Origin of the sequence: Neobacillus niacini, from assembly GCF_000759675.1 — a bacterium.
Taxonomy (GTDB): Bacteria; Bacillota; Bacilli; order Bacillales; family Cytobacillaceae; genus Neobacillus; species Neobacillus niacini_A.
In genome coordinates this window covers 39,721-51,943 of record NZ_BAWM01000041.1, presented here as the reverse complement: position 1 = coordinate 51,943, position 12,223 = coordinate 39,721, and the positions used below count along the sequence as shown (strand labels likewise).

At 37.4% G+C, this 12,223-nt stretch carries 11 protein-coding genes; 4 read left to right on the top strand and 7 right to left on the bottom strand.

The window, feature by feature from the left end; translation table 11 throughout:
• Nucleotides 1-317 precede the first annotated feature (317 nt).
• Entirely contained in the window at nucleotides 318-1,193 is an 876-nt protein-coding gene (locus TR08_RS16805) for a nucleotidyltransferase-like protein (RefSeq protein ID WP_045520071.1), read from the bottom strand.
• A gap of 149 nt (nucleotides 1,194-1,342) precedes the next feature.
• On the opposite strand from TR08_RS16805, the gene TR08_RS16800 reads away from it, so the two are divergent.
• The gene (locus TR08_RS16800) at nucleotides 1,343-1,693 is read left to right on the top strand and encodes a YgzB family protein (protein WP_045520070.1); all 351 of its coding nucleotides are present in this window, start codon (nucleotides 1,343-1,345) and stop codon (nucleotides 1,691-1,693) included.
• A 36-nt stretch (nucleotides 1,694-1,729) separates the two neighbouring features.
• Here TR08_RS16800 and perR read toward each other — a convergent pair whose 3' ends face one another.
• The 4 genes from perR to TR08_RS16780 all read right to left on the bottom strand — a co-directional run bounded on the left by perR (nucleotide 1,730) and on the right by TR08_RS16780 (nucleotide 3,867).
• Nucleotides 1,730-2,167, bottom strand: a complete 438-nt coding sequence (gene perR / locus TR08_RS16795) for a peroxide-responsive transcriptional repressor PerR (RefSeq protein WP_045520069.1) — start codon at nucleotides 2,165-2,167, stop codon at nucleotides 1,730-1,732.
• A gap of 106 nt (nucleotides 2,168-2,273) precedes the next feature.
• Complete coding sequence (locus TR08_RS16790; protein WP_045520068.1) at nucleotides 2,274-2,828, bottom strand: cob(I)yrinic acid a,c-diamide adenosyltransferase; 555 nt, start codon at nucleotides 2,826-2,828, stop codon at nucleotides 2,274-2,276.
• A 242-nt stretch (nucleotides 2,829-3,070) separates the two neighbouring features.
• On the bottom strand, nucleotides 3,071-3,514 hold the full coding sequence (locus TR08_RS16785; RefSeq protein ID WP_238579158.1) for an MBL fold metallo-hydrolase: 444 nt from the start codon (nucleotides 3,512-3,514) through the stop codon (nucleotides 3,071-3,073).
• Nucleotides 3,515-3,597: 83 nt separating this feature from the next.
• Nucleotides 3,598-3,867 (bottom strand): hypothetical protein, encoded by a 270-nt coding sequence (locus tag TR08_RS16780; RefSeq protein ID WP_045520067.1) that lies wholly within the window; start codon nucleotides 3,865-3,867, stop codon nucleotides 3,598-3,600.
• Nucleotides 3,868-3,938: 71 nt separating this feature from the next.
• Here TR08_RS16780 and TR08_RS16775 point away from each other — a divergent pair, with 71 nt between their 5' ends.
• Complete coding sequence (locus TR08_RS16775) at nucleotides 3,939-4,718, top strand: IclR family transcriptional regulator (protein ID WP_045520066.1); 780 nt, start codon at nucleotides 3,939-3,941, stop codon at nucleotides 4,716-4,718.
• Nucleotides 4,719-5,025: 307 nt separating this feature from the next.
• Here the strand turns inward: TR08_RS16775 and bcp are convergent, their stop codons facing one another.
• Together bcp and TR08_RS16765 are read right to left on the bottom strand one after the other, a co-directional pair.
• Nucleotides 5,026-5,496 (bottom strand): thioredoxin-dependent thiol peroxidase, encoded by a 471-nt coding sequence (gene bcp / locus TR08_RS16770; RefSeq protein WP_045520064.1) that lies wholly within the window; start codon nucleotides 5,494-5,496, stop codon nucleotides 5,026-5,028.
• Nucleotides 5,497-5,561: 65 nt separating this feature from the next.
• Nucleotides 5,562-5,966, bottom strand: coding sequence for a potassium channel family protein (locus TR08_RS16765; protein WP_238579157.1), 405 nt, complete (start codon nucleotides 5,964-5,966; stop codon nucleotides 5,562-5,564).
• Nucleotides 5,967-6,141: 175 nt separating this feature from the next.
• On the opposite strand from TR08_RS16765, the gene TR08_RS16760 reads away from it, so the two are divergent.
• Nucleotides 6,142-7,437 carry a glutamate-1-semialdehyde 2,1-aminomutase gene (locus TR08_RS16760; protein WP_045520060.1) on the top strand — a complete coding sequence of 432 codons (1,296 nt, stop codon included), beginning with the start codon at nucleotides 6,142-6,144 and terminating at the stop codon, nucleotides 7,435-7,437.
• 302 nt (nucleotides 7,438-7,739) lie between these two features.
• Nucleotides 7,740-12,209 carry a glutamate synthase-related protein gene (locus TR08_RS16755; protein WP_045520058.1) on the top strand — a complete coding sequence of 1,490 codons (4,470 nt, stop codon included), beginning with the start codon at nucleotides 7,740-7,742 and terminating at the stop codon, nucleotides 12,207-12,209.
• Nucleotides 12,210-12,223 lie beyond the last annotated feature (14 nt).

The window sequence follows — 12,223 nt, the reverse complement described above, 5'->3', positions numbered from 1 at the left end:
GCACGCCGCCAGCGTTCGTCCTGAGCCAGGATCAAACTCTCCAAGAAAGTTGATTAGCTCATTTTGTTACGTTGGCTAGTTTCTATAGAAGAAACTAATTTTTATTGATTGTTGACGTTCTTGTTTGTTTAGTTTTCAAAGAGCAATTTTACCTTCGCTCGTAAGCGACTTTATTAATATAACACAATGCATTTCACAGTGTCAATATTTTTTTAAAAGAAAACCGTCACTCACGAAAACTTTAATTCATTCGTTCGCAGCGACGGTTATTAATATAACAAGTATCTCATAAAAGGTCAATAGGTTTTATTATTTTTTTAAGATAATTTTTTACTCACCTGATAGCATCGATGATAAATACCATGTCCTTTTGTATCAAGACTAACAACATCAATTAATCCTTTTTCAATTAAATACTCAATTAGTACCGCCAAGTCAACAGAATAAGGGATTAGCTCTTTCTCATTCTGAATTTCATTGAAAGTCCAGTATTCTTTCGTACAAAGAACATCTAAAAGATGAGCACATCCCACTTTGGTACGAGAATGAATCATAAACTCACTGGCCAAAAATAATAACTCCAACCTTTTTTCAATTGGCTCTTCACTGTTTACAAGCTCTTCATATAATTTCACAATTTCAGGTTCTATTTGTTTAACCTGCTGCCAAACAGTTAATTCAGGATGTAGACCATTTTCAATCACTGCTAGTCTTGCTAAGTGGTGCAAAGAATGAACAACATAATTATAGGCGTCAAGATATTGTTTGTTTTCAAAGAGGGCCTTTCCATCGACATACCGTCTGATCAGCTTCGCAAATTCTAACCCCATTTTAACCTTCCGTCCATTAAACGGAAATTCACGGAGCTCAGTTTTTAGATTTGCAATATATTCATTTCGATCAAATAATATTTTCGCGGTATGGAGCCATTCAAATATTTTTCGATTCGTGCCTAATAGAAGCCAGTCTTTTAATTGGCCCTCCGTAATAATATGCATCGCTGCCTTGCTGTCATTATAGGTATAATGCTTTATTAATAACGGCTGTTCTCCCTCTTTTACAATAATTAAAAGAATTACATCAAAAGTATCTGTAGTATGACTTGATTTATGTCTCTTTTCTATCATCAATACCCCAAGTGTATTGGATTGACTAGCCCGTTCCTGATAAATAGGCCGAAGAATGTCTTTCATTCACTCATTCCTCCATTTTTCTCGATAACTATATGTTCGACAGTAATAAAAAATCTCCTTCTTGTATAGAAGACAAATTTCGACATTCTTTAACATAACATTTTTTCACAAGATGTAAATATGGTATAGTTTGTCTAGGAGGGAGAAATATGGCTAAATATTCAAGTAAAATAAATAAAATCCGAAGCTTTGCTTTATCATTAATATTTATCGGCTTTATTGTTATGTATGGTGGAATATACTTTCGCAACTCACCACTTATTATGACCATTTTCATGCTTTTAGGACTACTATTTATCATTGCAAGTACAGTTGTATACTTCTGGATCGGGATGTTATCAACTAAAACGATACAAGTAAAATGCCCAAACTGTGGTAAACACACGAAAATGCTAGGGAAAGTGGATATGTGTATGTATTGTCGTGAACCATTGACTCTTGATCCAAAGCTAGAAGGCAAAGAGTTTGATGAATCGTATAATAAAAAATCTCAAAAATAAAAAGCCGATTATAAATCGGCTTTTGTTTTTTATTAATTAATGTACTTCTTTACTTGTACACTCAGGACATGTCCCGTAAATTTCCAGACGATGATTATTCACTTTAAAGCCTGTAACATGCGAAGCAAGTTGTTCCACTTCATCTAATCCTGGATAATGGAAATCAACTATTTTTCCGCAGTTCTCACAAATCACATGATAATGATGTGTTGTTACAAAATCAAACCGTGCTGAAGCATCACCATATGTTAATTCTTTTACTAAACCTACTTCACGAAATACTCTTAAATTATTGTAAACTGTTGCCACACTCATATTAGGGAATTTTCCTTCAAGGGCTTTATAAATATCATCAGCAGTAGGATGTGACATCGAGTTTATTAAATATTCAAGTATCGCATGACGTTGTGGAGTAATACGTACTCCAGTTTCCTTTAATGTTTCCAATGCTTCTTTTAACTGATTCATCGCCATGCACCTCTATTCCAAAAAAATTCTTAAATTATAATTGTTATAATTAGTTTACTAAGTAATTAATACTTTTGTCAATATTGTAATATCATTATGATGCAATTGATTATCATTTATCATTGTGTAATGTTTGCTCTCTAATCCCCAAGGCATGATTAACATATCGAGCGGTTACAAATAAAAGGTCAGATAGCCTATTTAAATAAGCTAAAACAAGAGGATTTACATCTTCTCCTAATGAAACCGCACATCTTTCTGCTCTTCTAGTAGTTGTACGTGCAACATGGAATGCCCCACCGGAAGAATGTCCTCCAGGCAGGATAAAATTAGTTAGTTCTGGAAGTGATTCATTTAATTCGTCAATTTGCTTTTCCATTTCCTCAATATCACTCGCTTTAAGAGACCACTTTACTTCCTTACCTTTAGGGGTAGCCAGCTCCGCACCAACGTGAAAAAGATTTGTTTGTATTTTATGATACATATTCTCTATTAATTCTTTCTTTTGAAAAGATTCACCTTTTAAATAACTTAGTGCAAGTCCAATCATTGAATTTGTTTCATCGCAGGTTCCATATGCCTCAACACGCAAGTCGTTTTTCGCAACCCTTTGCCCATAAATTAAAGATGTAGTCCCTTTATCTCCAGTTTTCGTATAAATCTTCATATTCTTTCCCCCATAAAAGTTCATTTGTTTTAATACTAATATATGTATGTAAGCAATGGTATTAATTAATTCAGTTATTTTTCTTCATCTCATCACCTATTTAACTTCTAATAACACAAGAGACATAAAAAAAGGGTCGATAATCGACCCAACAAGTTTATCTGAGGAGGTATGCCCTAATAAAATGATATTCAAGGTGCATTCTTTTGCATTGGACAAATGCCTTCACTATAGAAAATAGGCTATAAATAATAATGCCAAATTCCTTTCTCTATTTCCTTATTGATTTTCCCTTGTAATTCAAGATAATCTAGATAACCAATAATTTCAGACATAATACTGAAAAACTCTACTCTCATTTTTATATATTGTGTGTCTCTTTTTAGTACAAGTTTGGCATAAGGATGCACGTACACCGGAATGTCATGGGTAGATACAATGCGGTTGACTAAGCCAATATGGTCTGTATGATGATGAGTTAGGTAAATTCCTGATATATCAGTAAGAATGTAATCACGATCCTTTAAGGTCTTTTGTAAGGCATTCCAGCAATCATCCGTGTTCAATCCAGCATCAATTAGCGTTAAGGAATTCTCCTGTTTAACTAAGAAAAAGTTAAAACTTTTCAATTTATTGGAAGCCGGTACATTAACAGGATATACTTCTATATTGTTCTTTTTTAACACCATATCCCCCCTTGATAAAATAAACACCTCTGCCCGCGTCTTTTTTAAGAGAGGCGGGCCAAGTTGTTATTTACAAACTTATACTATACTCGGACACTAGTATCGACATCTTGCTTTGGTGATGATTGAACTTTAGCTGGTGCTGTTTCTTTATAGAGGAAACATAATAGGAATGCAAGAGCACCTGCAGCAGCTGCTACGTATAATGGTGTTTGAATACCAAACATGTCTGCTAAAGCACCATTCACCATTGGATTTAAGAATCCACCGATTAACTCACCAATACCAATTGTTAAACCGATTGCAAGACCTGCGTATTGTAATGGAACAGACTCAACTGAAATAACGGACATAGGTTTTCTCTATATTTGTTTACAACACTAGCTATGATAATATAGGGATTAAGGTTTATAGGGGGTTCAATATGGAAGTCATTAAAAAAGGAACGACTATTCAATCATTAGAAGTAGGGATGAGCATTGTAGAAACAATCGCCAAACAAGGCAGGCCTTTAAAATTTTCTGATATCCAAGAGTTAACACAGATTACTAAAAGTAATCTTTATAAATATTTGAATACCTTCACACAATTAGGCATCCTGTATCGTTACAAGGTTACGGGAGAATATGTATTAGGAAGCAAGTTGATTGAATATGGGATGGCTGCTGTCGGTCAAGAAAATGTTATCGACCGGGTTTCACCTTTTCTGCATGAAATTAATGAGAAATTTTCGAGTACCGTTGTATTTTCTAGCTGGACCCATAATGGTCCAATGATCGTTAAAGAGTTGAACAAAAATCGAGGGTTAAATATTGGCGCTCAAATAGGAACCTTACTTCCTATTCGATCTGCCTCAGGCAAAGTGTTTATGGCCTTCATGGATGAGCAAATGATTCGTGAATGGAAAGAGAAAGAATTTATGCAAATCCCTCCTGAAAAGATAGGTCTGCTTGAAGACGAATGCAGAATCATATGGGGAAAAGAAATTGCCTTTGCAAGGGAACCACTGGTACCATCCGTGTCATCCGTATCCATCCCGGTATTAAACTATCAGAAAAAACTTCTTGGGTCCGTAACCGTTGTAGGCTTTTCTGAGTTTATCCCTCAAAATGAACATAATGAACTATCACGTTATTTAATAGGTATCAGCAAAGAAATTTCAGGTAGTTTCGGTTATCGGAGACATGTGAAGAGCGAATATTAACTTAGAGGCGGGGGATTTCCCCCGCTTTTTGATGGAATAAAGAACAAAAGTCGCAATCGCACGGTTAGCGCACGACAAGTACTGAAGTGCTCTTTCTGAGAACAAGGAAAATACAAATGAGGGGCAACTATTCCGATGACCATATCTATGAATTTCAAGCTGCCTTTTGGTCCCAAGCAACCCTCTTGTGACCACTTCTATGAAATCCAGGTTATTCACACTAAGTTGAATCTATAATTTCCTATACACAACTAAAAGTGCTTTACTCCAATTGAAGTAAAGCACTTTTAGTGTTAGACATGGGACTTTATGCTAGATTCTCTTTTACATACTGCAGCGCTTCTTCCACATGTCCTTTTACTTTTACTTTTCGCCATTCTTTAGCTATTTTACCTTCTTTATCAATTACAAATGTAGATCTTTCAATTCCCATATACTCTTTACCAAAATTCTTCTTTAATTTCCAAACCTCATACAATTCAGAAACACTATGATCTTCATCAAATAAAAGTAAGAAAGGCAGGTTATACTTATCTCTAAATTTTTCATGTTTTTCTATAGGGTCGGGGCTGACTCCAATAATAACGGAATCTAACTGTGAAAAGTCACCGTGAAAATCTCTAAAATCACATGCCTGAGTCGTACAACCCGGTGTCATATCCTTTGGATAGAAATACAATACAACATTTTTACCTTTAAAATCTGACAACTTCACTTTTTCACCATTGCTAGCTAACAATTCAAAATCTGGAGCTTGCTTGCCTAACTCTATTGTCATGACTATATCACCTCATGGAAAATATTCTCTTCCATAAGCCTAACCAAACATTATCAACAATACAACTATTTAATATCTTTAAATTCTCTATCCATTAATGCACGAGCTACAAAAGCTGCAGGCATCGTATATCCTATCAAAGCTTCAACAACAGCAACCATCCTCCCTAAGCCATGAGGAATAACATCTCCATTCCCAACGGAAAATAATGTCATTGCGCTAAAATAAAAGCTTGTTTCAAACATGTTATAGTTGTTTTCATGATTTATTTCCACAAGCAATGAGATCCCTTTTAATTCAAACAATAAATAGATGAGCCCAAATCCGAGAATAACAGTTAGATAGATGGAACCCAAAAAAAGAGCATTTTCAATCGATACAAACTTTCCTTTAATGGTGTTTGGAATAAACAACGTTCTTATACTCATAAAAATACAGAAAATAACGATTGGAAGTAAGAAATAGAACACTAGCAGCACCTCAATTGACATCAGTTAGTCTATTTCTATGCCAGCTTGGACGATAAAATATCAACAATCCTTATTAAAGTGGCGGGACCGTAAAATTTTTCAAAAGTAAAACAAATAAAAGTCCATTAAAAAAGTGCTATTATTAGGAAGGAATCCATTTCAAGGAGGAAAAATAATGCAATTTACAAATTCTGAACGGATACATAATGAAGCTTTAGAGCATATTGTCGGCGGGGTAAACAGCCCCTCTCGTTCTTACAAAGCCGTAGGCGGCGGTGCCCCAGTGGTAATGGAGCGCGCTCAAGGAGCCTATTTCTGGGATGTCGATGGAAATCAATATATTGATTATCTTGCTGCTTACGGTCCGATTATCACAGGTCATGCTCACCCTCATATTACAGAAGCAATTAAAAAGGCAGCGGAGAGTGGTGTTCTTTATGGAACTCCCACCCCGCATGAGGTAAAGTTTGCTAAAATGCTGAAGGAAGCAATGCCTTTTTTAGAAAAGGTTCGTTTTGTGAATTCAGGTACTGAAGCTGTAATGACAACGATTCGTGTTGCCCGTGCATATACAGGAAGAGATAAGATTATCAAGTTTGCCGGTTGTTATCATGGTCACTCTGACCTTGTTCTTGTTGCTGCTGGGTCGGGACCATCTACTCTCGGGACACCTGATTCTGCTGGTGTTCCAAAAAGTATCGCACAAGAAGTCATTACGGTTCCGTTTAATGATATTGCTCCTTTTAAAGAAGCGTTAGAAAAATGGGGCGACCAAATTGCTGCGGTTCTAGTGGAACCAATTGTCGGGAACTTTGGAATTGTTGAACCGAAACCTGGATTCTTACAACAAGTAAATGATCTCACCCATGAAGCAGGGGCACTTGTCATCTATGATGAAGTCATTACAGCTTTCCGCTTTATGTATGGAGGTGCACAGGATTTATTAGGGATTCAGCCTGATTTAACCGCCCTAGGGAAAATAATTGGCGGCGGTCTGCCAATTGGAGCTTATGGTGGACGTAAGGAAATAATGGAAAAAGTTGCACCACTAGGACCAGCCTATCAAGCGGGAACTATGGCTGGTAATCCAGCATCCATTCTTTCCGGTATTGCCTGTTTGGAAGTACTGAAGCAAGATGGAATCTATGACTACCTTGATCGTTTAGGAGCAATACTTGAAGAAGGTATATTAGAAGCAGCTAAAAAACATGATATTCAAATCACCATTAATCGTTTAAAAGGTGCTTTTACTGTTTATTTTACAAATGAAAAAATTGAAAACTATGAGCAAGCAGAAAATACAGATGGTGAATTGTTTGGAAAATTCTTCAAGCTTATGCTACAACAAGGAATTAACTTGGCTCCTTCTAAATACGAAGCCTGGTTCCTAACCATTGCTCATACAGAAGAGGATATTGAAGCAACACTCCATGCAGTAAATAATTCATTTTCTCTCCTTAAAGGCGAATAATTATACATTTTTTATACACTAAAAGAGAGTGGTTTACACTCTCTTTATTTTGTTCTTCTCTTTGAAAACGTTTACATTGTAACCTTTCCTCACTTATTAGCCATAATATTACCTAATATTTCTATCCATAAATTTGTATAATTATTTGATTTCTGAATATTCGTATGATACTATAAGATTATTATTTTTCTTACAATAAATTTTTCTATCTTCCCCCGCTTTTTGTGGCAACAAATCTCACACTAATAACCTATATAGGAGGTGAAGCGGCTTTAGAGGAACGTCCCTGAAGCCCAATATATATGACCAAAAGATGGACCCCTTCCCTATTTAAAGATTTCCATAAACATGAACACGATGCCTGCGGAATTGTAGCATGTCTTGAAAAAAACAAGCTGCCTACTAGAAAAAACATTTTTGATTGCATAGATGCCTTAGTTACCATGAATCATCGTGCTGGCTTTATTAACGGTGAGGGAGATGGTGTTGGGATTCATGTAGATATTCCAAAAGCGCTTTGGAAAGAAAAACTACAAAGTGCTGGGGTAGACCCATCACTTGTAGACAAAGAGAGCTTTGCTGTAGGTCATGTATTTATCAGCCAAAAGGCTAACTGGTTATCTACTAAACAAGAATTACTTGAGAAACTACAAAACTATGATTTAGATATCATTTTTGAAACAAATCAAGTAACCGATTCAAGTGCTTTAGGTCCAATTGCCATCCAAGAAAATCCTGTTTTCTGGCAATTTGCTTGCCTTTCTGAAAAAACAGGGCAAGAATTAACTAAGGTCTTATTCGAAGTGATAATTGATTTAGAAACCAATGAACATGTACATGTTGCGTCTCTAAGTCAAAATCATGCTGTATATAAAGTAATGGGTGCCGGAGATATTCTCCCTCGTTATTACAAGGATTTAGCTAGTCCAATTGTTGCCTCTACTATAACACTCGGTCATAACCGTTATTCTACCAACACACTATCAAGTTTTTTCCGGGTACAGCCTTTTAGTGTGCTTGGCCACAATGGAGAAATTAATACGATTGCAAAGCTTCGTGACGAAGCAAGAATGATTGGTGTTCCACTCGTAAAGGATGGCAGTGACTCACAAGATTTAAGCCGGACGATGGAAACATTAATTTGCCGTGAAGGATATACATTATTCGAGGCAATCGACCTTTTATTCCCGCCAATTATCAATGAAATTAAGGCCTACTCTGAAGATTCACAAGATTTATATACTTATATTCGCGAAGCATGGGGTCATTTTGCTCAAGGACCAGCTGGAATTATTTCTAGGTATGGAGATGAAGCTGTTTTTAGCGTAGATGCATTAGGTCTTAGGCCGCTGTGGATGCTTGAAACCGAGACTTCTTATTTATTTTCTTCTGAGCCAGGTATCATTCCTTCTAGTGAGTATGTAAACGATCCTAAGCCATTAGCCCCTGGTGAAAAAGTCGGCTTTAAGTGGAATGATAGTAAATTAGAAGTTTACGAGCAGAGACGCTTCCAGAAAGAGGTTTATAATCGTTTTACAAACCGCTTAAATCTACAAGATGCAAGATTACGTTTACAAGTACCATCTTTAGAAAAAACAATTACCATGAATTATCCCGACAAAATTCATAATGGACAATATAAAGCATTTGGCTGGGAAAGAGACCATATCCAATTAATCGAGCAAATGGCTGAAAAGGGTGTTGAGCCAATTCGTTCCCTAGGTCATGACGCTCCACTGGCAGCTCTTAATCCTGAGCGCAAAAACATTGCGGATTATATCAAAGAAAGTGTAGCAGTTGTTACAAATCCGGCCATTGACCGCGACCGTGAAACGGAGCATTTTTCTACGCGAGTGATTATTGGAAAGCGTCCTAATTTATTTACTAATGAAAAAACCGAAACTGTTCTTGAGCTGACCACCCCCCTTCTTTTAGAGGGTAAAGCTGGTTATAGCTGCTCAGAAACCTTAGGTCAACCTAGCTTTGATCAAGTAGTTCAGCATTTCCAAAAGGAAAAGCTTGTCGCCTTTATTTCGACAACATTTAGGAAAGATGAGAATATTGATTCTGCTCTGACAAGAATCTCAGATGAAGTGGTTCAAGCGGTTCTTTCAGGAAAGACCCTGTTAGTTTTAGATGATGCAAACGCACATCAGGAAGACTTTTACTGGATTGATCCACATTTAGTTACATCTGCTATTGATCAAGCTTTGGTAAAGGCAGAATTAAGAAGAAATTGTTCATTAGTGTTGCGCTCAGCAGCCATTCGTTCGCTGCATGACATGATAACTGTGTTTGGTTTAGGAGCAGATTTAATCAGCCCTTATTACATGTTCATGACAGTCCTTGATGATGCTAATCAACCTCTAATTAATCTTTATGGTGCGCTATCAAAGGGACTAGAAAAAGTAATATCAACCATTGGGATTCATGAACTACGCGGCTATGGTCGACTTTACTCAAGCATTGGCTTACATGAAGATATTGCGAATGTATTAAATATTGTGAACTTCTTTGGTTCTAAAGATATCGAGAATGATTTTGAAGCAATGAAGAATGATTCCTTTTCAAGAGCTGAGGATTACCAAAATGAAAAGGAAAGAGTCGGAAAAACCTTCCACCTCTTCCCACGTATTTGGAAGGCTATAGGTGAAGTTGCTACAACGGGTGATTACAGTGCATACCGAGATAAAATCAGCGAACAGGAGGAGCAAAATCCAACGACCATTCGCCATTTAGTTCAATTAAAGAAGAGCAGTCAAGCAATTTCACCAGCAGATGTTGACATTACAGTTGGAGAACATGATTTGCCATTTATTATTTCCTCCATGTCATTTGGTTCACAGAATGAGATTGCCTTTAGAGCTTACGCTGAAGGTGCTGATCGTCTTAACATGGTCAGTCTTAATGGAGAAGGCGGCGAAATTAAGGATATGCTGGGTAAATATCCAAAAACAAGAGGACAACAGATTGCCTCTGGACGATTTGGAGTTAACGCTGAGCTTTTAAATTCTTCTAATCTATTAGAAATTAAAATCGGTCAAGGTGCAAAGCCTGGTGAAGGTGGACATTTACCTGGTTCGAAGGTAACAGCTAAGGTTGCTGCTGCACGTAATGCAACACTTGGTTCTGATTTAATTTCACCATCAAACAACCATGATATTTATTCAATTGAAGATTTAGCACAAATGATCCTAGAATTAAAAACAGGTAATGACCAAGCGAAAATTGCAGTAAAAGTACCTGTAGTACCAAATATCGGAACCATTGCTGTTGGTATTGCGAAAGCAGGGGCTGATATTATTACACTAAGCGGTTTTGATGGCGGTACTGGTGCTGCCAGAATCCATGCGCTTCAGCATGTTGGGCTCCCAGTTGAAATTGGTGTAAAAGCAGCACACAATGCCCTTCTTGAAAGCGGACTCCGTAATAAAGTAGAAATTTGGGCAGATGGCGGCATGAAGAGTGCCATGGATGTCATGAAGGTCATGCTCCTTGGTGCAAACCGTGTCGGCTTTGGAACTTTATCCATGCTGGCAATCGGCTGTACAACTTGTCGTGGCTGTCATTTAGACACATGTCACGTCGGTATTGCTACCCAAATTGAGTCTGAAGTTCAAGCAAAGGAACACGGACTTCGCCGTTTTGTACCACGTCAGCTTGACTTAGCCGTTAATGGAATCATGAATCTATTTTCATCCTTTGGAAGTGAGTTAAAAGCACTGGCTGCTTCGCTAGGAATTACACATTTACAGGATGCGGTTGGTCGTTCTGATTTATTAGAGCAGGTTAAAGGTAAGAATAAACTTAGCCTATCTCATCTATTAATGCCGCTAGAGATTAGCCAATTCACAAAAACACAAGAAACAAAGACGTTTCAAGAGGTCCAAATGCAAGTAGCTGCGGGTGCCGAGTATTTAGACGCAAGCGTGGATCAATTACATTCATCTCGTGAATTTGAAAGTGTCACCTCTGAACAGCGCGTCTTAGGAAGCAGAGTTTCGTGTCACCGTGTTCGAGGAAGACTTGATGGATCATATCAACAGCTCCCTCCTGTACAGCTTAAGTATAAGAATGGCTCGATTCCTGGTAATGGCTTAGGAGCGTATAATAGTGGAGGTATTGAAATCACTGTTAACGGCGGCGGTCAAGATGGAGTTGGTAAAACTTCTTTTGGCGGAAATATCTTTATTCTGAAGTCTAAAGGAAAAAATGGAATTTATTATAATGGTTCTGTTGGAAAAGGTTTCGGGTATGGTGCACAAAAAGGTCTTCTAGTAGCCCAGGGTAATGCCGATGCCCGAGCAGGGATACGTCTTTCTGGAGCTGATTTAATCGTCGGCGGTTTTGTGAAGCAGCCTATTCCTGAAAAAGAGACTGGAAATATTGGTGCCAATGCGAATATTAAAGGATTTGCATTTGAATATATGACGAACGGTCGGGGATTAGTTTTAGGAGACCCAGGTCCATGGATTTGCGCTGGAATGACCGGTGGTGTCGTTTATGTTCGCCAACAGCCTGAAGTCGGTTTAACGGCAGAAGCAATTATGAGAAGGATTGCTAAAGGTGCTAAAGTTTCAGTCATGAATTTAAGCAAAAATGGGAAAAAAGATGTGAATGAGCTTCTTGGTAAATATACAGATTTACTGGCAAGCGACGGACAGACAGAAGAAGCAAATCTGCTTCGTGCATTACTCACTAACCCAGAAGATCACTTTATTCAAATTGTTCCAGTAAAAGAACAAGCTGATCCAGCTGTATCTACGGAATGATTAATAAGAGAACG